Consider the following 21092-nt stretch of genomic DNA (forward strand, 5'->3'; position numbering starts at 1 on the left):
AAGTCGGTCACTGTTTGTTTTTTATCTTATTTTTGTGCGGACATGCCCACGTCTGTGCGCCTCTCGATTAGGCAGCCTTTATCCCGGCTTCAGCTTGTAAACATAAATTAACAAAATAAAACTATAAAAACAAGTTTTTATAGGTTTTACTGGAATCCCCCCTCCGCGGGGATGACATCAGAAAAATAAGATAAAACACAAACAGTGACCGCCTTCTTGCATAACGTAGCTAATAAAGAGGAATTTGAAGGAAACACGGTACGCAGTACTACAGCGTACACTTTAGTACGTGAGGATGCGAGTACCGGATTGATACACAAATTACCTTTAGAAGCAAGTTATGCAAGAAGTCGATTATTTCGTTCAGGAGTCGTAGTAGCTTTTTTCACATTAATTTCTCGCATATTTGGCTTAGCGCGTGAACAGTTTATCGCATCATTATTCGGCTCTACGCCTATGGGTGATAGCATTAATGTTGCTTTTAAACTACCGAATCTATTTAGAAGAATTTTTGCAGAAGGAGCATTATCAAGCGTATTCATTCCTATTTATAATGAAAAAATGCTTATTTCTAAGAAAGCCGCTAATAATTTTTCAGGTGAGGTTTTTACCCTTTTACTTCTGACATTAATAGTAATAATAGCATTAATGCAAATCTTCATGCCACAATTAATGCTGTTTATTGCTCCTGGATTTCACGGTAAAAAAGAAAAGTTTGAGCTTACGGTATTTTTATGCCGAATTACAATACCTTATTTAATATTTGTTTCATTAACGGCTCTACTTGGCGGAATATTAAACTCTGTAAAAAAATTCGCTGCATTTGCTTTTTCACCGGTTATTTTAAGTATATGCGTAATAATTTTTACTTTAACATTTGATCATTATATAGAATCTACTATCTCAATTAGCTTATCTTTAATAATGGCCGGAATATTACAAGTTTCTTTTATGTTTGTCTGTGTGAAAAGAGCGGATTTAAACTTTCCGATAATTTTTAACCCAAGCGATCCCGGTGTAAAAAAGCTTTTAATTAATATGGGACCGGCAACCATTAGCTCCGGCGTACAGCAATTAAACCTTTTCATATCCCAATCTATTGCTAGCTTTATTGAAGGTGCTATTTCTATATTATCTTATGCCGACCGGATATATCAATTTCCTCTATCAATAATAGGTACTAGCTTCTCTACTATATTGCTACCTGAGCTGTCAAAAATCTATAAATCAAATGATATAGTAGCTGCAAAAAAAATACAGAATAATGCTATTAGAATGGGATTATTATTATCGTTGCCTGCTACATTCGGTATTATAATTCTATCTCATCCGATTATTAATATAATTTATGAAAGAGGAGTATTCACGAGCCAAGATACTACAAATACAGCTGAGGCTATTTCTGCGTTTGCACTTGGGCTTCCTGCTTTTATTTTGGCAAAAATTTTAACTCCTATTTTTTATGCTAACGGAGATACTAAAGCACCGCTCAAAATAACCTTATTTTCAATAATAATTAATACCGGCATGAACCTATTATTAATGGATTCTTTGAAACATATTGGTATTGCAGTCGGTACATCTATTGCAGCTTGGTATAATCTAGGTTTATTATATAGCTATACTACAAAACAAAATAAGCTTCATATAGAAGCCGGTATAAAACTTTTCTGCGGTAAAATTTTGTTATGCTGTACATTAATGTCTATTATAATTGCTTTAATAAAGCATTATTATTTAGAATATTTTTATTCGGAATATTTACTGATTAAAGTCTGTATGCTAGGTAGTACAATTGCAGTTGGAATGGGAGCATTTTTCGGCACGGCATATTTATTAAAAGCGGTTAATTATGATAATAACAAGAAATAAGCACCAATCAAATTATCAGGATTGGCTAAAAGCCTTAGCTATTATAACCATGATCATTGATCATGTAGGTTTATATCTATATCCTGAATTAACGATTATGCGGATCATAGGTCGTACAGCTATGCCAGTATTTTGCTTTTTTGCCGGTTATAATTTTCATGATAAACCAAAAACCCATATAATAATATTCGGTGTTTTATTACAAATATATACCACTGTACTATTTAAACAGTTTCTTACTACAAATATTCTAATCTCTATCTATTTAGGGCAATGGTATATTTATTATTTTCGTAATTCTTTAACTTGCTTTTTCTATAGCGGTTATTGTCATGCAATTATAATGGTACTATTGTGGTATATTAGCTGGGCTTTAATTGATTACGGGACTCTTGTAATTGCTACAATGATACTTGGATTTATTTCAAAACATGAGCAGGCAAACTTAAAACTTTGCTGTTTTATAGCAATTTTTGCTTCTTTCGTGCATTCAACTCTTTTTACTCTCGCGATTTCCTTTAATGAGTTAAATTTTTCAAATACTGACTTAATTTTAAACCTCACTTTCTTAACAATTACCTATATATTAATGATCCTAAGCGATTATTCACAAAAAATAGCTATAAATCTAAAATGGATAAGTCGCAATGTTTTATATATTTACTGCATACACATTATGATCTTACAATTCATATTCATCTATAAATACACATATGGTTTTAAAAATTGGTAAATAAACATTAATAATTAGTAACAGCGTAATTTAGTTAATATTAATATATTTAAATAAATTGATAATTAAATATATTAATATAATAGATCGTTTAATTTTGGATAATGAACAATATAAAGAGCAATTTAAAAAAAACAAACTATTTAAAATTAAGTTAGATAGTACGCTACGAAAAAATAAATTTCTTAAACATTTTCGGATTTGGTCAGACGAATTTCAAAAAATGGTATTAGCAAGAGTAGTATTTTCTGAAACAAAAGAATTTCAACAACTTGCATGGGAGCATATTACCGATGAATTTGGACATAATATAGAATTATTCCAAAATCTAGAAAATAATGAAGAAACTACAGATTCTATTTTTGAGGCCTTAGGTTCTTGGTTTACGCTAAAAATGATGACTCTTGGAGATAGTGAAAGAGCCGTCCTTGTCCATTTAGTAATAGAGTCTTGTGCTACTATATTTTATGAAAAACTAGGATCAATATTTTTTAATCATAAAGCAGCAAAACATTTCAAAACACATATGCATCTTGATCCTGAACATGAACAAATGGGAATAGATTTATTAAAACAAATAAACATTAATGATTCTTCTTTACTCACTATTCAAAAAAAAGCTGGGATATGATTGACTCTCTGTTTACTAGACTTGCTGAAATCACACAGGATTAGCTTTAACTTATAGTATTCTAGATTTTCATTTTATAAAAAAGTTTGCACGGTGCGGTTTTTCATCATTGCGAGCGACTGAAAGGAGCACAGTAATCTCAGGACTTTGGCACGAAATTGCTTCATCGAATTACTGCGTAATTCTTCTCGCAATGACGGTAAAAATCGAACCACGCAACAACGCCAATGCCAAGCAAAAATAGCATATTCAAACTAAACCAACTCGCTTACTTGAGATTTGGCAAAGAGCTTTATCTGAAAGTTAACAAAATTTACATTACCTTTTGAGCCTATTTCCGCAAATTTATGTGCTTTAAGAAGTAGGTCATAATCGTCCGCTAAATCGGCAAAGAAAAATGCGATTTCGCCGCTTTGTTTTACTCCTAAAATCTCACCGCTACCTCGAAGTTTTAAATCCTGCTCAGCTATATAAAATCCATCACTAGTTTGTTTCATTATCTCAAACCTACCTCGTGCAACTTTTCTAAGCCTTTTAGGATTGTATAACAATATACAATATGACTGCAAACTACCCCGCCCTACTCTACCTCTAAGCTGATGAAGTTGAGCGAGACCAAATTGCTCAGCATTTTCAATAATTATCAAAGTGGCTTCAGGTATGTCTATTCCGACTTCAATAACGGTTGTTGCAACTAATATCTTAATTTCACCTTCCTTAAATTGCTTCATTATTTGGTCTTTCTGCTCGTTCTTCATCTTACCGTGAATAATACCGGTATAACCTTGATAGATATTGTCGATAGAGTTAAAACGATTCATCACATCCATCAATAAACTATCCTCTTTCGGCGTTTCTTTCTCTCCCGGCTCTATCAATGGACAAATCCAATATACCCGCTCACCTGCAATAAGCTTCTTATTTATCGCTGCTATAATATGCTCTATCTTATTAACGGATATGGTATTTGTAGCGATAGGTAAACGACTTTTCGGCTTACCCATTAGCTTTGAGATAGTCATATCACCAAACATAGTAAGTGCAAGGCTTCGAGGAATCGGCGTTGCAGTCATAACTAACACATCGGGACTTACTCCTTTATTTATTAAATTCAAACGCTGTTGCACCCCAAATCTATGCTGCTCATCAATAACTATATAACCTAGTTTCTTAAAACTTACTTTTTCTTGAAATAAAGCATGAGTGCCGACTAATATATCAATCTCATCGTTGTCAAGTTGTATCATAATATTTTTACGAGCTGCCCCCAGTATCTTACCTGTAAGTAATCCGACTCTTATATTAGTATTTTTTAAAGCTTTAACAAAAAACTCATAATGCTGATTGGCAAGCAAATCAGTTGGAGCCATAAGCGTTGCTTGAAATCCAGTGGCTACCACATTTACCATCGTCAGCAGAGCTACCAAAGTTTTACCAGAACCAACATCGCCTTGCAACAATCTCATCATTTCTATTTTATCGCTCTGATCACACTCTATTTCTTCTATGACTTGCTTTTGATAAGAAGTTAACTCAAATCCTAGCTCATTTAATATATTTGCTTGAATAGATACAGCTTTAGGGTAAATATTACCTTGTCTTCTACTGATTTGCGTACGTACATTTAAAAGAGATATTTGATTAGCGATAAGCTCCTTAGCTGCTAGTTGTTTTTTGGCGTTAGTATATAAATCGTCATTGCGAAGCCCCTTGAGGGGCTGCGGCAATCTAGAATTTATTAATTTTACATTACTGGATTGCTTCGTCGGCATGCATGCCTCCTCGCAATGACAGAAAACATGCAACATTTGCAAATTCTGCAATATAATATCTAAATAATCTTTTACTTCTTTATCTTCTATACTCTTACACTTCTCTTCAAATATCTCCATTGCTTTTATGATATATGAATATAACTGCTTGTTACTAAGTAAATATGTCAGGGAATAAATCGGCTCTATTTCTTTTGCGAATTTAGGATTTACAATAAATTCAGGATGCGAAATTTGTAAGTAATGATCAAAAAATTGTACCTTTCCGCTGATAATATGAGAAGTACCAACTTGCAGCTTATTAAAAATAAACGGTGGGGGTTTATGAAAAAACACTAATAACAAAGAACCAGTATCATTGCTAGCTGTAATTTTTAAAGGCTGACTACTTTTCTTTGGTAAATTAATGCTCTCAACTACAATTTCTGTTTGGATTATGTCACCGTCTCTAACTTCAGTTAAATTAGGCGATAATATTTTATTTTGATATGAAACAGGTAGATAAAATAATAAATCACGAATATTGTTAATACCAAGCCTTTTAAGAGTAGATACGGTATCTTCACGTATATTGATGAACGTTTTTACAGAAGAGAATAAGAATTTTTCTAAAAAAGTTAGCATATATAGTCATAATTATCTTATATACAAATAATATATACTTTATAATAAAAGAAGAATAATAAAATATACAAATTATGACTAATATGTCATTCTTGCAAAAGCGGGAATCCAGTAATTAAACGGTGCATACACAGTAAGTTTTTAAAATTAAAAGCTCGATGTATCGTGCTTTTTTCTGGATTTCTGCTTTCGCAGGAATGACATATTAATCATGCAACAAAGCCTTCTCTTATAAATCTAATTTTAACCCTCCTCTAACTATAGCTGAGGATTTTAAAGGCATACCTTCTATAAATCCCGCTGTTTTGTAACCGTCTGAGCCGACTATCTTAAATGTTTCATTTAAGCTAAGCTCAAAATTAACGGCTCCAAGTCTACCTTGCTTACAACTTTCTTTTAAAGGGGTAGCGGTTAACATTTTAGGCTGATTCCAAAATGTCGCTTCTAAACCTAAACCGATAAATTCAACTTTGACTAAGTTATTAGCTTTAACTCCAACACCGTAAGACTTAAATTTTTGATTTTTGCCGTAATTAATATTAACTTGAATATATTTTTTTATCAACAATAAAATGGTTAACTAAACCACGCTCTAAACCGTATGGAGCAAGTATCGCTCTAGTAGCCGGTAAATATTTAACCGGTCCTAATTCAATCATCGGAATATCATTTAAGTTAGTATTCATTATAAATGAATATCTTGAATAGAATAAAAACGGATCAAATAAATCTAAATAAGCATATGAACGAATTTTATTTTTAGTAATATAATTTTTACCGTATATGGAGTTAATCGCTTTTACATATGCATTTATATTATTACCGCTTTTATCTTTGCCATCAAACTTAGTACTAAAAATATAACTTGCTTGATCTAGTCTTGTCTATAAATAACCTATACCGTAAGTAGGATTAATTTTGTGACTTGCCATGTATCTATCTTTAATATTTTCAGATAACAAATAACTTGCTTGCATTCCCCCTGTATCTATAGCAATTTGCTTATGAACTTGCAAAGAATTAAAATCTTTAGTTTTAAAATATGTTGTACCCTCAAAAGGATCTACTTCATATTTTGTTACTTTTAAATCAAATTCTTTGCTCTTGCTCCATAACCTCCTATTTCATGATTACCTACCATAATCCAAGATGTAGCAGTAAATCTTGTAATATAACTTAAGATCTTCATAACTATATTATCTGAATCGATAAACATAGCATCATCTAATTGTGACGATAACCTTCAATTAATGACATAGCAGCATCGCTACTCGCTCTTGAGGACATATCTTTATCATAAGTCACTACATAACTATAATTTTTTTTAGAATTTTCTTGAATTGTTATATCGTCATCAATATTTGATGCAGTTACTAATACTGTTGATGAATACAAAAAACAAGCAGCAATGGTTAAATTTAATTTCTTGTAAAGTATTTTTTTAATATACCAAACTTGTGTATGTCCTTGACTTCTTTTGAAAATCCTCCTAATTTCTTAAATAATAGATATTAAATAATTTAAAATTTATGAATAAAATCTATCCTTCGGCTGAAGCTGCTCTTGAAGGACTTCTTTATGACGGCATGACTATAATGTCGGGCGGATTCGGTCTATGCGGTATTCCTGAAAATTTAATAAATGCACTGCTTAAAAGCAATGTTCAAAATTTAACAGTTATAAGCAATAATTGCGGTGTTGACAATTTCGGACTTGGGCTTTTTCTTCAAACTAAACAAATAAAAAAAATGATTTCTTCGTATGTCGGAGAAAATAAGATTTTTGAGCAACAATATCTTGATAAGGTTTTAGAGCTTGAGCTAAACCCACAGGGAACTTTAGCTGAACGAATTAGGGCTGCTTGTATGGGAATTCTGGCTTTTTATACTAAAACAGGTATATAGGTACAATTGTAGAGGAAGGTAAAGAAACAAAGGAGTTTAACAGCAAAAAATATATAATGGAAACTGCCCTTCAAGCTGACCTTGCTATTATTAAAGGCTTTAAAGCCGATAAAAGCGGCAATGTGATTTACAATAAAACTGCACGAAATTTTAATGCAGTCATGGCAGGTGCCGCTAAAGTTACAGTTTGTGAAGTAGAGGAAATAGTTGAGGTGGGAGAGCTTGACCCTAACAATATTCACACACCTAATATTTTCATACAGCGATTAATAGTAGGTGAAAAATATGAGAAACGTATTGAGCAATTAACTGTCAGGGAAAAATAAGATATGCCTTGGAGCAAAGAAGCAATTTATCAAATAACCGCAGAGGAACTTAAAAACGGATTATATGTCAATCTTGGTATAGGTATGCCTACGCATGTAGCAAATTATATACCTCAAGGAGTGAATGTAATATTTCAAAGCGAGAACGGTATGCTTGGTATGGGACCATTTCCTTACGCAGGAGAGGAAGATCCTGATTTAATTAACGCCGGTAAGCAAACTATTACTGCTATTCCTGAAAGCAGCTATTTCGACAGTAGCTTTTCATTTGGGATAATTAGAGGTTCGCATGTCGATTTAACTATTTTAGGTGCTATGCAAGTCTCACAAACAGGCGATCTTGCCAACTGGACTTATTCCGGGTAAAATGGTTAAAGGTATGGGAGGAGCTATGGATTTGGTCGCTAACACCAAAAGAGTAGTTATTATAATGGAACATAACGCAAAAGATGGCGGTGCTAAATTATTAAAAGAATGTAGCTTTCCATTAACAGGTAAGAAAGTAGTTAACAGAGTAATTACCGATCTTGGAATTTTTGATATTGATAAAGATGCAATGATATTAGTTAGACAAGCTGACGATGTTACTATTGAAGAAATAAAGTCTAAAACTAAAGCCGAGTTTATAGTTAATTTATAATATGGAGAATAAAATGGTTAAAGTAGCTATCGTATATTATAGTGGATACGGTCATACTGCAAAAGTAGCTAAAGAACTAAATAAGAGCGTAAAAGAAGCAGGAGCAAATGTTTCTATTATACAAATAAATAAAGATAAACCTGATAATCTCGATTGGGATTTATTAGACAATGCAGATGCTATCATTTTTGGAGTCCCAACCTATATGGGTAGTTTAGCCGGATCGTTTAAAATATTTATGGAAGCTACCTCCACTAGATGGGCACAACAAAAATGGAAAGATAAAATAGCTGCAGCTTTTACTAATCCTGCTTCTTATTCAGGTGATAAGTTATGCAGTATTCAGCAGCTATTTCACTTCGCTATGCAGCATTGTATGATTTGGGTCGGGCAAGCTGAAGCTGCTCCGAATTTTTCCGATCATGAGATGCCTGATCCCGATAAAATTAACCGCTTAGGTAGCTGGTCAGGACGTATGACTCAATCTAACCACAAACCTTCTCCTGATATTACTCCTACTCAAGGCGATTTAAAAACTGCTAATTTCTTTGGTAAAAGAATAGTTGAAATAACTAAGCAGTTTAAAGGGTAGATTTATATGGTGTTTTATGTTATTCCCGCGGAAGCGGGAATCCAAAAAATAACTTTAATACTACTATAAAATTACCATTAATTGATAAAATAAACCTAAAAAAACAAGTTTTGTATAGGTTTTACTGGCTTCCCGCTTCCGCGGGAATGACATTTATTATCTAACAAATGATGGTTTTTGTGAGTTCCTATTATTTAGACTTTTTTGAGCATGCGTAGTCATTTTAGCATCTCGTTCTCCTTTAGTTTTTAGAATTTTTGATTTATTCCTATTAACACTAACATCACTCCAGTTACCACTATCGCTTTCACTGCTACTACTATCACTCATCTCCATAGCAACTCTTCGTGCTAAAATTGATGCAACTCCATTAGGTTCGCTAACATTCTGAGCAGACTTACTATGAGAATGTGCAACTGGTTTTCCTGTATTAGGGTCAAATTCAACTTTTTTTAGTTTGTGTTCACCTCTTATGGACTGCAGCAATAAATCTCTAGAATCTTGTGCCTTAACATCCGTTTTTTCAACTTTTCTTAGTTTTTTTGGCTCTGCTATTTCTCTCATTAAATCAGAAGTATCTATAGAAGGACGTGGTTGATTTTCCGGTTTTTTAACCGTAGTAGCTTCTACAGGCTTAGATAATGTCTCAGTCTGAGCCGGAGCCGTAGTAGGCATAGGCGGGGGTGGAATGTTATTTTCCGGTAAAGGAGGCGGCGGCGGTGGAATGTTATTTTCCGGTAAAGGAGGAGGCGGCGGCGGTGGAATGTTATTTTCCGGTAAAGGAGGAGGCGGCGGCGGTGGAATGTTATTTTCCAAAGGTTTAGCTAGGGACGAATTTGCTAATATTGGCTCTTTTTTTGAAGCCATGTGATTTGTAAGGTTACTTACTATCTTTTGTAACTCCTCATTGTCAGGTAATTTTGCAATTATATCATTAATATTTCTTTCTTTATTTTCAATTAATTCCTCAAATTTATGCTTCATTTTATATAATTGTTCATCAACCTTTCCAATTGTTCTAGTATTACTCTCTTTGTTTTTTGCTAAAACCTGCTCACTATTATTTACAAAAACATTTTTAACATTTTGCCAAATATTATTTAATTTTTCAAAAAATGTATAAGGTACTTCTTCCCTAATTTCAGCAACCTGTTTTTGTATTTCTTTAAGTTCTTTGATATTAGAATTTTCGGATATTAAATTTTGGATGTTTTGTTTTGTAGCATTTAAAGAATTATGTTGTTTCTCTAGTTCTTCAGCATTAATGAATTGTAAGGGATTTGTCATATGTAGAGCTGAGAATCTTTCAGGTTTACTTTTATAACTAAAAAATACTTCTGATAATCTTTCTCTTTGATCTTTAGATAAATCTTTCTTTGTTAAATCCTTAAAATTTTTTGCGATTTCTTCTTGTAATTCTTGCTTTAAAGGTGCAGATTTTTCTGCTATGTTATATATCTTATTATCAATATCTTTTAATATTTTATTATTATACTTTATTGCTTCATTTGTTAACTGTGCTTCACTTTTTATAAAAATATACTTTACATTAGAAACCGTTTTTACAAATCTTTCAAACCAAGGCAGCGATCTATTATGTTCTTTTTCTAGTTCTTTAGTTTCATTTTGTATTTCGATTAAACCTTGCAACTGCTTATTTTGTTCGCATAATTCATTTACTTGACCTAATATAGCATTTAAAGCATTATTTTCTTGTACTAATAATTTATTTATATCTATTTCTTTAGCCACGCCATACACCTACTATAAATTAATGTCAGCATTATAGTAAATTTCTTGTACAAAAGCAAAGAGAAAGTTAATTTATGTAATGTATTTTTGATAAATAAAAGATAGATAAACGAATATAGTTAACGTAATTTTAAGGATGATAAGCCTATAAGAGCAAATATGACTGAAATAATCCAAAATCTTATTACGACTTTTGATTCTGCCCAGCCGTGTTTTTCAAAATGATGATGGAGCGGTGCCATTTTAAATATTCTTTTTCCTTTAGTAGCTTTGAAGTAATATACCTGTAAAATTACGGATGCCGTTTCAATAACAAACAAGCCGCCGACTATAGCTAAAACTATTTCATGCTTAGTAATAACGCTAATAATACCAAGCACACCGCCAAGACTTAGACTACCGGTATCGCCCATAAAAACTTCTGCCGGTTGTGCATTAAACCATAAAAATCCAAGGCAGCTACCAACTAATCCCGCACATAACACCGTTAACTCTCCGGTATTCGGTATATAGGTTAGCTGTAAGTAGTTCGAGTAAATTAGATTTCCTACTAAATAACTGATTAAAGCAAAAGAACCGGCAGTAAAGGCAATAGGAACGGTAGCAAGACCATCAAGCCCATCCGTTAGATTCACGGCATTAGAAGAGCCGACTATAACAAATATAGCAAAAACTATATAAAAATAACCAAGATCCAAACCTAAATTTTTAAAAAACGGTACGTTAAGTAAATGACTTGGACTTTTATCTAGATATTCTAGTAAAACACATATAATGAAGCTAATAATGCCTTGAAGTAAAAGCTTACTTTTTCCTCTTACTCCGTAATGATTATTTTTAGTTACCTTAGCATAATCATCCATAAATCCTATAATACTGAAACTAATAAAACCAAATAACGTAATCCAAATATATTTATTAGTTAAATCAGCAAGTAATAAAGTAGAAAGACAACTAGACAAAATAATCATAATGCCCCCCATTGTCGGAGTACCTACTTTTGTTTGATGCGATTCCGGTCCGTCTAAGCGTATAGGCTGACCGTTTTTTTGAAGAGATCGCAGAAATTCTATTAATATCGGACCCGTGATAAAGCTAAGGCTTAGAGTTATCATAATAGCAAGACCGCTACGAAAAGTAATATAGTGAAATAAATTAGCTATATGTGAATTATGGATATGAGGAAGTAAAAGATTGTATAACATTTGTAGATTTAAATTTAAAAGTATATTTTGATGTTATTCATTGTGCATGGATACCAAATCGTTATTGCGAGCAGTCGTAGACTACGCGGCAATCTCGTCAAATATCCTGAGATTGCTTTGTCAATTACTACGTAATTTCCGCGCAATGACGGGCAACCAAACCACACAATATTAAGAATATCCTAGTGTATTTATTTATAATAATCAACAATCTTATCAAGTTTTACGCCTCTTGACCCTTTTATTAGAATAAGCTCATTACCTTCAAATAAATCCGTAATATGCGTAATTAATTCATCAACATTTTTAAAGTATTTTTTAGCTATTTTGGAAGGTAGTAAATCATCAATATATTTAGTATTTACTCCTACTAAATAGACCTTTGAACAAGCAGCATCTAATATGTACTGCACTAGTTTCTCATGTAATCGTTTAGAATTTTCCCCTAGCTCTAGCATGTCACCTATTATAGCAGTTTTATTCTCGGCAGGTACTTGTTTTAAATATTCTAGTGCAGCTTTCATTGACTGCGGACTTGCGTTATAGTAATCACAAATTACACGGCAATTTTGTATATTGATAATTTCTCCTCTTCCTTTAGTAGGAGAAATATTTGCTAAGTGATTTGCAGCTATCTCTATATCTTTACCTAATATATCGATAATTAAAAGTACACCGGTATAATTTTCGGTAAAATGCCGAGGAATAAACGGTATCGTTACATCTAAGACTTTATTATTTATCTTATACTTTAAGTAGACTTGCTCTCCTAGGTTCTCATATAAAATTAATTCTGCTGAAGTTTTAGATGATCTACCGAAGCTATGTATATCGGTGATAGAAAGGTTTTTTAATATCGATAATATTTTGTTATAGCAATTAGTATCGGCATTAATAACGGCAATATCATTTTTGCTAAAATTTGCAAAAATCTCACATTTAGCTTCAGCTATCTCTTCAAGCGAGTTAAAAAATTCTAAATGAGCCTCCGAAATATTAGTAATCATGGCAATATTCGGCTTTAATATTTGAACCAGCTCTCTTATTTCGCCTTTATGGTTCATGCCAAGCTCAAAAATAGCATATTCCGTATCATCAGCCATTGAAGCAAGATTAATAAGCATACCGAGTTTGTTATTGAAGTTACCTCGGCTAGCAAAAACTAGAAAATCATGTTGTAATAATACTTTCAGTGCTTCTTTGGTAAAAGTTTTACCGACGCTGCCTGTTATAGCTATAAATTTAGCTTTTGAATTCTCTCGTTTATATAAAGCCATTTTTTGTAGAGCTTCAAAACAATCATCGACTAAGATAATTTTATCTTTATCATTGATCTCTACTCGCTTACTAATAATTACGGCTGCTGCTCCTTTATCTATTGCATCTAGAACATAATCGTGACCATCTCTATTACCTTGAAGTGCTATAAATAAATCACCTTTTTTAACGTCTTTGGAATTAAATTGCACTTCATTACAATTTATAGAATTAGAGATTGTTATACCGAGAACAGCACTTAAAGTTTTAGAGTTCCAGATCATATGTTTTGGTTATTTATGTGTTATTGTATGGCTTGTTTATGTCATTCCCGCGTAGGCGGGAAGCCAGTAAACATATAAAAAGCAAGCTTTTTATATGTTTATTTTATCAAATATGTAACTTCTGTATTAATATTGAAGTTATTTTTCTGGATCCCCGCTTCCGCGGGGATGACATCAAGGTTTTTTTTAAAACTGTCCGGTACTATGGGTCAAGCCACGGGATGACAAACTTTTACACACTTCCTCACAACCTCAGCATCGTCAAAAGGTAATGTCTTATCGCCTATAATTTGGTAATTTTCATGACCTTTGCCGGCAACTAATAAGATATCATCTTGTTTTAAATTATTAATACCGTATTTAATAGCCTCTTCTCTATTTGCTATTTCTGTATAATCTGCTTTCTCTATACCGCTTATGATTTCAGCTCTAATAAGCTTTGGATCTTCATTGCGTGGATTATCATCTGTAATTATGATGGTATCGGCACATTTTGCGGCTATTTGCCCCATAAGACTTCTCTTTGTCTTATCACGATTACCGCCGCAGCCAAAAACTACGCTTAGCTTACTATCACGTAATTTAATATTTTTCAGTTCCGTTAAAGCTTTTTCAAGAGCGTCCGGAGTGTGGGCATAATCAACGAAGATATTAGTGTTATCTATTCTCTCCATTCTGCCTTTTACTGCTTTAACTGCTACTAAAGAATCTATAACATCATCAAAAGCAAAACCAATATAATGAATGCTAAGAACAGCAATTAATAAATTACTAGCCTGAAAACTACCAATTATCTGGGTATTAAAATTATATTCTCTATTATTAAATGTAAAATTAATATTTTGTCCTTTTAAAGAACCGTTAATTCTAGTTATTTCTAAATCACCTTTTTTCCCAACGGTTATAAATTTAATATTATGATTATGTAGATAATCTTTAACAAACTCTATTTCTTCTATATCAGAATTTAATATTGCGATGCCGTTCGGTAATAAATGATTTATAAATAATTTCAGTTTGGCTAATAAATAATTTTCTTTTGTATGGTGGTAATCTAGATGATCCTGACTAAAGCTAGTAAAACATGCGATATTTACTTTTATTTCCCTAAGTCTTGCTTGATCAAGACCATGACTAGAAGCTTCAAAAACTAAATATTTTATACCATTTTCAGCTAAATTATGAGCAATTTTTCTAAAGCTTAAATAGTCTAAAGTTGTTAATTCCGGTACATCATTTATAAGATTAGCGTAGCCAAATATTTCTACCCCTATCGTACCTATAGATGCTGCTTTTTTCCCAAATAATGAATATGTTTGAGCTATATAGGATACTACCGAGCTTTTACCGTTAGTACCGGTTACGGCTATTAGATCCTTTGGTTTTTTAGGATAGAATATTTCTATGGCTTCATATAAAGCTGCCTGCACATCTTTTACGTAAATTACTTTATCTATAACAATATTTTTTTTATTGTCCGTAATTACTAATACTGCACCTTTGCTTAAAGAATCCTTAATAAAATCATTTCCATCAGTATTCCGTCCTTTAATCGCAAAAAAGACGTCTTTATCCTTAACGGTTTTAGAATTAATCGACAAACCTTTTACGTTATGTTGTTGAAATAATTGCTTTAGGTTATGGGACATATTTATTATGTTAAAAACGTGTTACCGTCATTGCGAGGAAATTGCATAGCAATTGACGAAGCAATCTCAGGAGTTTGTTATTATTTCATGAGATTGCCACGCAGCCTACGACTGCTTGCAATGACGGAGCAGGAATGACATCGAGTCTACACCTCCGATAAATTCCAAAGTAGTTGATTTGCCTCAACAATTATATTTTTATCTACTAATTTCTTGATATATACTAATTTATTATCTGGTTTGATTTTTGCCTGATTAGAGTAAGTACTAACGAATTTTAAAATTTTATCAGTCATATCGGCATTTTTATAAAATTTAATCACAAATCCGTTATCTCCTGAATCTAGATTTTCAATATTTAACTTAAAGCATAATAGTTTTATTTTTACAATATCAAGTAAATTATTAAATTCAATCGGTAGTAAACCGAATCTATCAATCATCTCATCTTTAAATATCTCTACTTCTATCTCATTACTTAAATTACCTATTCTTCTATATAGTCCAAGTTTAAGAGCTGCATCGGCTACATAATTATCTGGAATAAAGACGGATAATCCCAAATTAATAGTCGGGATAAAGGGTTGTTCTGAAACAATCGGTTCATCTTTAAAAATAGCTATTTGTTCTTCCAGCATTTCTTGATAGAGTTCTGTACCTACTTCTTTAATTTGTCCTGATTGTTCTTCACCTATCAAATTACCGAAACCTCGTAAATCCATATCACGGCTTGCAATGGTAAAACCTGAGCCCAAAGCACAACTATTTTGTATTATCTCTAAGCGTCTTAAGGAGTGCGATGTCATCTTTTTATGACTTGCTACCGTTAAATAGGCATAACCCCGCATTTTACCTCTACCTATGCGACCACGCAATTGATATAGCTGACTAAGACCCAGCATATCAGCCTTATGTATGATCATGGTATTTGCCTCGGCTATATCAATTCCTGATTCTATAATAGTAGTTGAGACTAGTATATCGAATTTGCCGGCATAAAACTCGCTCATAACCTCATCAATTTTACTCGGAGTCATTTTTCCGTAAGCTATTTTATAGCTTAATTCCGGCACGATTTGTTTTAATTGTTTTTCGATATCCTCTATATCTTTAATTCTTGGAACTACATAAAAGCTTCTTCCGCCTCTAAAATGTTCACGTAATAATGCATCTCTGATAATAACGGGATCAAACGGCATAACCGAGGTACGAACTTCCAGCCTGTTTAGAGGCGGCGTTGCAATAATGCTAAGTTCTTTTAAACCGGTCATTGACATTTGCAGCGTTCGAGGAATCGGTGTTGCCGACATTGCAAGTACATGGGAAGAGGATTTTAGCGATTTAAGAAATTCTTTTTGACCGACACCGAAATGTTGTTCTTCATCGATTATTAACAATTTCAAATTAAAGAATTTTATATTTTTATGTAATAAAGAATGAGTGCCTATTATTATATTTATTTTACCGCTTTCAAGCTCCGATCTTATAATTTTTGCTTCTTTAGAACTAATAACGCTAGATAATTGCTTGATATTTAAACCAAAACCTTTGAACCTTTCTATGAACCTTGAAAAATGTTGACTACATAAAATAGTTGTCGGTACAACTACGGCTACTTGAGGTAAATGTTCATTTAGAGATTTTGCTACCATAAAGACGGCACGCATTGCTACCTCTGTTTTACCAAACCCGACATCACCGCATATTAACCTATCCATTAACATACCGTTTCTTAGATCTTCTTTAATATCGTTTATAGCGGTTAATTGGTCTTCCGTTTCGCTGAAAGGAAAATTAGCACAAAATTTATCATATTCTTCAAGGTCAAATTCAACGGAGGCACTACTATTAAGTTTCCTTTTAGCTGCTATTTGTATTAAATGCAGTGCTATCTCTTTTATACGATTTTTAAGCTTTGCCTTACTTCTTTGCCATGAAACGCTACCAAGCTTATCAAGCTCCGCATTATCATTGCCGTATTTTTTTATTACCTCTATACTTTCAACTGGTATATATAATTTATCATTGCCGGCATATAAAATCTTTAAAAAATCATGTGGTTTGCCTTTGATTTCTAAAGCTTCTAGCTTTAAAAACTGCCCTATTCCATGATCTTTGTGAACAACAAATTCGCCTTCAGCTAAATTATCAAGCTCCAGCAAGATATTTTTAAGTTTTTTGTTAGTGTTTGTATAGCTAGGTTTTTCTTCTAATAATTCGCTAGCGGTAATAAATAAATATTCTTTCGTATAAAAGCTTTGATTTAAAGGAATTATCCCGACATTTATTATTGAAGCCTTAGCCTCATCTAATTTATTTATCTCATTATATTTATATTCATAATTTTGAATTATGCTTTTGATTCGCTCAAAACTACTTAAAACGCTTGAGCCTATAATAATTTTCTTATGAGAATTTGCTTTAATAACCTCAAATAATTTATCGAAAACCGTTTTCTTTTCTATAAAACTTGTAGCAGCTATATTTTCAATTAAGCTAGCTTGCTCTGAGTTTTCAAAAGTAAGTAGTATATTATTTTTTCGTTCTAGTAATTCCGTTATTTCAGAAGCGGTAAAATATAAGCTAGTCGGTGAAAGGGTGGGATAGAAACTATTAAATTTAAGTTTATTTGCCTCTGACCTTACCGAATAAAAATCGTTATAACTATGTTCAAATTCTAAAATGGCTTGTTTTGACAAATTATCGAATATGAAAATAGGATCGTTTAAATAATCTATTAAGTTAGAGCAGGAATCATAAAATAACGGGAGTAATTGTTCATATCCTGTGAATTTTCTTCCAGATATTACCGCCGCATATAAAGCATTATCAGTATGATTAACTCCAAAATTGCGTAAGTAATTATTCTTAAAATTACCTATAGTTTCACTATTTAAAACTATCTCATTTGCAGGACTAATAATAAGCTCCCTGCAGGATTTAGTCGAAATTTGCGTATCAATATCAAATTCTTTTATTGATTCAATATAACCCCAGCTAAAATGAATTCTATAAGCTTTAGGACCGGACAATATTATATCAATGATTTCACCTCTAACCGCAAATTCCCCGGCATCGATGCTACTCGCATTTCTTGTAAAACTATTTTCTACTAGAAACATAGCAAGCTCATCCGTAGTAAATTTCATTTTAGGGGATAATTTCAAAAAATATTTAGAAAAAAAATCTTTCGGCGGTAATTTGTTTAATAAGTTCGCTGTATGAGTGATGAGTAATTTGCTATTACTATTATTTGTTGTTAGCTTGGTTAATGTTTCTGCACGTCTAGATAAGATATTTGCATTTGGTGACGTATGGTCATAAGGGATGGTATCATAGCTTGGAAAGTAATAAATATTTTCATTAGAAGAAAAAAATAAAGATTGCTTGTATAATTGCAACGCCTCCTCTTCATTACTCGCACTCAAGATGAAATCTTGCTTAAGATTCTTAGTAAAATTATCAATTGCAAAGAAAGATTTGGCAGCCGCCGGAAATTTTTGTTGTAACATTCTACAGGAGTTTATATTTTTGCTATTTTGTGTAATTTATCAATTATTTCGGCATCGAGATAAGAAGGAGCAGAAGATTTATTATTAATCCAATTATAAAGATCATTATCATTTTGATCAAGTATTAAAGAATAGCTTCCAAGTTTTTTTTCATCCATTAAGGATAGGTACTTTTCGGCAAAGCTACCGAGTATATAATCCATTTCTCTGCAACCACGATTTTTACTACGGTAAAAAAGTTTCTTTTGTAAAGAGTTTTTATTTAATTTATTCATCTATAACATCTTGCAAAATTTTTTTATAATAATATTATTAAAATTATCAGATACCAAGATCATTTTAAAATGCTTTAATAATTCAGCACTCAATAAATCCATTCTACATGGGTAAAATTCTATTAACTTTTATTATCAATAACAGCAAAAAAGCGTAAATATGTCGGTTCAAAATATCTGTTCTACAAAAGCTTATGATATGCTAATTTCAAATGATAATGCTGTTCTTGTAGATGTTAGAACTAGAGAAGAGTGGCAGCAAGTGGGGATACCTCATTTAGATAATAAAAATAAGGTGATCTTTCTAAGTTGGCAATTGAATAAAGATTTTGAAGATAATTTTTTATCTATCGTTAACGATAAAATTCATGCAATAATATTTTTTCTGTGCCGTTCAGGATATAGGTCATTTATCGCAGCAAATTTTATAACTAATATAGGTTATAAAAATTGTTATAATATAAGTGACGGCTTTGAAGGAAATAATCAAGATAAAGGCTGGAAACAAAATAACTTACCGTGGCAGTTTTAAGTGAGTACTAATCAAATAATTTTAACGGATCAAGGTGATGATTATGTAAATGTCTGGAGTCACGTGGCTCAAGATCTTTACAATCATTACGGTGAAACTCTATATAATAGCTGGTTTAGTAAAGTCAATTTTATAGAGTCTTCGTTAAATACCGTTATTCTTTGTGCCCCTACTAACTTTGTTAGAGATTGGATAAAATCCAAGTACTCTATGGTCATATTGCAACTATTTCAACATTATAATAATACCATTAAGTCAATTGAAATAATTACTAAAGAGTTACCTGGAACAACCCAAACAGTTATAAAATTACCTACTAAGACTTTTGCCGATATCGGCAGCAGTGAGCTTAATTCGGAAAATATCTTTTCAACCCTTGACGTACGTTTTACTTTCGATAATTTTGTGGTTGGAGCCCCAAATGAGCTAGCTTATGCAGCAGCAAGAGCGGTTGCGGAATCATCAGGTGCGGTTTCTGAGTCTAATCCGCTTTTTCTATATGGCGGCGTAGGGCTTGGTAAAACTCATTTAATGCATGCAATCGGTTGGTACATCAAGCAGAATAACCCAAGCCGCAAAGTGATATACATGTCGGCAGAAAAATTTATGTATCAGTTTGTTAAAGCTCTGCGTAACAAAGAAGTAATCTCGTTTAAAGAGAAATTTCGTTCGGTTGACGTGTTAATGATTGATGATATTCAATTTATTTGCGGTAAAGATAGTACGCAGGAAGAATTTTTCCATACTTTTAATACATTGATTGATAATAACCGTCAAATAGTTATTTCTTGTGATAGATCGCCTTCAGATTTAGATAATATTGAAGATCGGATAAAATCTCGTCTTGGATGGGGCTTAGTTGCCGACGTTCATAGTACTACTTATGAGCTACGACTCGGTATTCTAGAATCTAAGATTGAGCAGATGAACGTTAAAATACCAAAAGACGTAATTGATTTTTTAGCATCTAAAATCGTTTCAAATGTTAGAGAACTTGAAGGAGCTTTAAATAAGGTGATTGCTCATTCTAATTTTACTTTAAAAGAAATTACACTCGAAAACACACAAAATATTTTGCGGGATTTACTGCGTTCTAATGAAAGAATAATTACCGTTGAAGATATTCAAAAAAAGGTAGCTAGCCGTTATAATATTAAGTTATCCGATATGTCTTCATCACGGAGACTACGAGAAGTTGCAAGACCGCGTCAAATAGCCATGTATCTTAGTAAAGCATTAACGCCGAAAAGTCTTGCAGATATCGGTAAAAAATTCGGTAAAAAAGACCACACGACGGTTATGTATGCTATTAAGAAAGTAGAAGAATTACTGGAAAACGATATAGAATTACGCGAAGAGATTAATTTGCTAATGAAAATATTGCAAAACTAAATGTCATACCGTGGTCAAGCTGACTTTGTTGCATGGTCCAAAAAACCGACTCGATGTCATTCCCACGAAAGCAGGAATCCCGGGTAAAGCAAAATAAATCGAGCTTTTAATTGTACAAACTTATTGTGTATAACCTTTAA

18 protein-coding genes and 4 pseudogenes are annotated in these 21092 nt (G+C 32.4%); 10 read left to right on the top strand and 12 right to left on the bottom strand.

The features are described 5' to 3' along the window. Positions 1 to 312 precede the first annotated feature (312 nt). The 3 genes and pseudogenes from murJ to O6R16_RS01555 all read left to right on the top strand — a co-directional run bounded on the left by murJ (position 313) and on the right by O6R16_RS01555 (position 3280). Entirely contained in the window at positions 313 to 1872 is a 1560-nt protein-coding gene (gene murJ, locus O6R16_RS01545; protein ID WP_499679750.1) for a murein biosynthesis integral membrane protein MurJ, read from the top strand. Continuing rightward, positions 1853 to 2605, top strand: coding sequence for a TraX family protein (locus tag O6R16_RS01550; RefSeq protein ID WP_499679719.1), 753 nt, complete (start codon positions 1853 to 1855; stop codon positions 2603 to 2605). The genes murJ and O6R16_RS01550 overlap by 20 nt, the downstream gene beginning before the upstream one ends. 73 nt (positions 2606 to 2678) lie before the next feature. Further along, positions 2679 to 3280, top strand: a pseudogene (locus tag O6R16_RS01555) (hypothetical protein). Between the two features lie 210 nt (positions 3281 to 3490). Here the strand turns inward: O6R16_RS01555 and O6R16_RS01560 are convergent. From O6R16_RS01560 to O6R16_RS01585, 6 genes are all read right to left on the bottom strand, one after another. Next, positions 3491 to 5632: an ATP-dependent DNA helicase RecG gene (locus O6R16_RS01560; protein ID WP_499679720.1), complete on the bottom strand. Its 2142-nt coding sequence runs from the start codon at positions 5630 to 5632 to the stop codon at positions 3491 to 3493. Positions 5633 to 5861: 229 nt separating this feature from the next. Continuing rightward, positions 5862 to 6197: a hypothetical protein gene (locus O6R16_RS01565; RefSeq protein ID WP_499679721.1), complete on the bottom strand. Its 336-nt coding sequence runs from the start codon at positions 6195 to 6197 to the stop codon at positions 5862 to 5864. Next, the gene (locus tag O6R16_RS01570; RefSeq protein WP_499679722.1) at positions 6172 to 6318 is read right to left on the bottom strand and encodes a hypothetical protein; all 147 of its coding nucleotides are present in this window, start codon (positions 6316 to 6318) and stop codon (positions 6172 to 6174) included. The genes O6R16_RS01565 and O6R16_RS01570 overlap by 26 nt, the downstream gene beginning before the upstream one ends. 198 nt (positions 6319 to 6516) lie before the next feature. Beyond that, positions 6517 to 6648: a hypothetical protein gene (locus tag O6R16_RS01575; RefSeq protein WP_499679723.1), complete on the bottom strand. Its 132-nt coding sequence runs from the start codon at positions 6646 to 6648 to the stop codon at positions 6517 to 6519. A 68-nt stretch (positions 6649 to 6716) separates the two neighbouring features. Further along, on the bottom strand, positions 6717 to 6848 hold the full coding sequence (locus tag O6R16_RS01580; RefSeq protein ID WP_499679724.1) for a hypothetical protein: 132 nt from the start codon (positions 6846 to 6848) through the stop codon (positions 6717 to 6719). Positions 6849 to 6856: 8 nt separating this feature from the next. After that, positions 6857 to 7027, bottom strand: coding sequence for a hypothetical protein (locus tag O6R16_RS01585; protein WP_499679725.1), 171 nt, complete (start codon positions 7025 to 7027; stop codon positions 6857 to 6859). Positions 7028 to 7161: 134 nt separating this feature from the next. Between O6R16_RS01585 and O6R16_RS01590 the strand changes: the two are divergent. From O6R16_RS01590 to O6R16_RS01605, 4 genes and pseudogenes are all read left to right on the top strand, one after another. Beyond that, positions 7162 to 7862, top strand: a pseudogene (locus tag O6R16_RS01590) (CoA transferase subunit A). Positions 7863 to 7865: 3 nt separating this feature from the next. Next, a pseudogene (locus tag O6R16_RS01595) lies at positions 7866 to 8502 on the top strand (3-oxoacid CoA-transferase subunit B). 13 nt (positions 8503 to 8515) lie between these two features. Further along, positions 8516 to 8836 (top strand): annotated as a pseudogene (locus tag O6R16_RS01600) (flavodoxin family protein); the annotation flags it as partial. A gap of 42 nt (positions 8837 to 8878) precedes the next feature. Further along, positions 8879 to 9094 carry a transcriptional regulator gene (locus O6R16_RS01605; protein ID WP_499679751.1) on the top strand — a complete coding sequence of 72 codons (216 nt, stop codon included), beginning with the start codon at positions 8879 to 8881 and terminating at the stop codon, positions 9092 to 9094. A gap of 156 nt (positions 9095 to 9250) precedes the next feature. Here O6R16_RS01605 and rickA read toward each other — a convergent pair whose 3' ends face one another. From rickA to O6R16_RS01625, 4 genes are all read right to left on the bottom strand, one after another. Next, positions 9251 to 10846, bottom strand: a complete 1596-nt coding sequence (rickA, locus tag O6R16_RS01610) for an Arp2/3 complex-activating protein RickA (RefSeq protein WP_499679726.1) — start codon at positions 10844 to 10846, stop codon at positions 9251 to 9253. 119 nt (positions 10847 to 10965) lie between these two features. After that, positions 10966 to 12051 carry a phospho-N-acetylmuramoyl-pentapeptide-transferase gene (gene mraY / locus O6R16_RS01615; RefSeq protein ID WP_499679727.1) on the bottom strand — a complete coding sequence of 362 codons (1086 nt, stop codon included), beginning with the start codon at positions 12049 to 12051 and terminating at the stop codon, positions 10966 to 10968. Positions 12052 to 12242: 191 nt separating this feature from the next. Then, on the bottom strand, positions 12243 to 13592 hold the full coding sequence (locus O6R16_RS01620; RefSeq protein WP_499679728.1) for a UDP-N-acetylmuramoyl-tripeptide--D-alanyl-D-alanine ligase: 1350 nt from the start codon (positions 13590 to 13592) through the stop codon (positions 12243 to 12245). 209 nt (positions 13593 to 13801) lie between these two features. Then, entirely contained in the window at positions 13802 to 15241 is a 1440-nt protein-coding gene (locus tag O6R16_RS01625; RefSeq protein WP_499679729.1) for a UDP-N-acetylmuramoyl-L-alanyl-D-glutamate--2,6-diaminopimelate ligase, read from the bottom strand. On the opposite strand from O6R16_RS01625, the gene O6R16_RS01630 reads away from it, so the two are divergent. Beyond that, positions 15233 to 15379, top strand: coding sequence for a hypothetical protein (locus O6R16_RS01630; RefSeq protein ID WP_012262502.1), 147 nt, complete (start codon positions 15233 to 15235; stop codon positions 15377 to 15379). The genes O6R16_RS01625 and O6R16_RS01630 overlap by 9 nt on opposite strands. Before the next feature lie 8 nt (positions 15380 to 15387). Here the strand turns inward: O6R16_RS01630 and mfd are convergent, their stop codons facing one another. Continuing rightward, positions 15388 to 18753 carry a transcription-repair coupling factor gene (gene mfd, locus O6R16_RS01635; RefSeq protein WP_499679730.1) on the bottom strand — a complete coding sequence of 1122 codons (3366 nt, stop codon included), beginning with the start codon at positions 18751 to 18753 and terminating at the stop codon, positions 15388 to 15390. An 11-nt stretch (positions 18754 to 18764) separates the two neighbouring features. Next, the gene (locus O6R16_RS01640) at positions 18765 to 19028 is read right to left on the bottom strand and encodes a succinate dehydrogenase assembly factor 2 (protein WP_499679731.1); all 264 of its coding nucleotides are present in this window, start codon (positions 19026 to 19028) and stop codon (positions 18765 to 18767) included. Positions 19029 to 19188: 160 nt separating this feature from the next. Here O6R16_RS01640 and O6R16_RS01645 point away from each other — a divergent pair, with 160 nt between their 5' ends. Continuing rightward, positions 19189 to 19560 (top strand): rhodanese-like domain-containing protein, encoded by a 372-nt coding sequence (locus O6R16_RS01645; protein WP_499679732.1) that lies wholly within the window; start codon positions 19189 to 19191, stop codon positions 19558 to 19560. After that, positions 19561 to 20952, top strand: coding sequence for a chromosomal replication initiator protein DnaA (gene dnaA, locus O6R16_RS01650; protein WP_499679733.1), 1392 nt, complete (start codon positions 19561 to 19563; stop codon positions 20950 to 20952). Positions 20953 to 21092 lie beyond the last annotated feature (140 nt).

The organism is Candidatus Rickettsia tasmaniensis (assembly GCF_036857515.1).
Taxonomy (GTDB): Bacteria; Pseudomonadota; Alphaproteobacteria; order Rickettsiales; family Rickettsiaceae; genus Rickettsia; species Rickettsia rickettsii.

Bases quoted from the DNA above. Each gene is read 5' to 3' on its own strand.
- O6R16_RS01620 (WP_499679728.1), bottom strand. From the start codon at position 13,592: ATGATCTGGAACTCTAAAACTTTAAGTGCTGTTCTCGGTATAACAATC.
- mraY (WP_499679727.1), bottom strand. From the start codon at position 12,051: ATGTTATACAATCTTTTACTTCCTCATATCCATAATTCACATATAGCT.
- O6R16_RS01560 (WP_499679720.1), bottom strand. From the start codon at position 5,632: ATGCTAACTTTTTTAGAAAAATTCTTATTCTCTTCTGTAAAAACGTTC.
- O6R16_RS01580 (WP_499679724.1), bottom strand. From the start codon at position 6,848: ATGTTTATCGATTCAGATAATATAGTTATGAAGATCTTAAGTTATATT.
- O6R16_RS01570 (WP_499679722.1), bottom strand. From the start codon at position 6,318: ATGAATACTAACTTAAATGATATTCCGATGATTGAATTAGGACCGGTT.
- O6R16_RS01630 (WP_012262502.1), top strand. From the start codon at position 15,233: ATGGGACATATTTATTATGTTAAAAACGTGTTACCGTCATTGCGAGGA.
- O6R16_RS01645 (WP_499679732.1), top strand. From the start codon at position 19,189: ATGTCGGTTCAAAATATCTGTTCTACAAAAGCTTATGATATGCTAATT.
- O6R16_RS01550 (WP_499679719.1), top strand. From the start codon at position 1,853: ATGATAATAACAAGAAATAAGCACCAATCAAATTATCAGGATTGGCTA.
- O6R16_RS01605 (WP_499679751.1), top strand. From the start codon at position 8,879: ATGATTTGGGTCGGGCAAGCTGAAGCTGCTCCGAATTTTTCCGATCAT.
- mfd (WP_499679730.1), bottom strand. From the start codon at position 18,753: ATGTTACAACAAAAATTTCCGGCGGCTGCCAAATCTTTCTTTGCAATT.
- O6R16_RS01625 (WP_499679729.1), bottom strand. From the start codon at position 15,241: ATGTCCCATAACCTAAAGCAATTATTTCAACAACATAACGTAAAAGGT.
- O6R16_RS01640 (WP_499679731.1), bottom strand. From the start codon at position 19,028: ATGAATAAATTAAATAAAAACTCTTTACAAAAGAAACTTTTTTACCGT.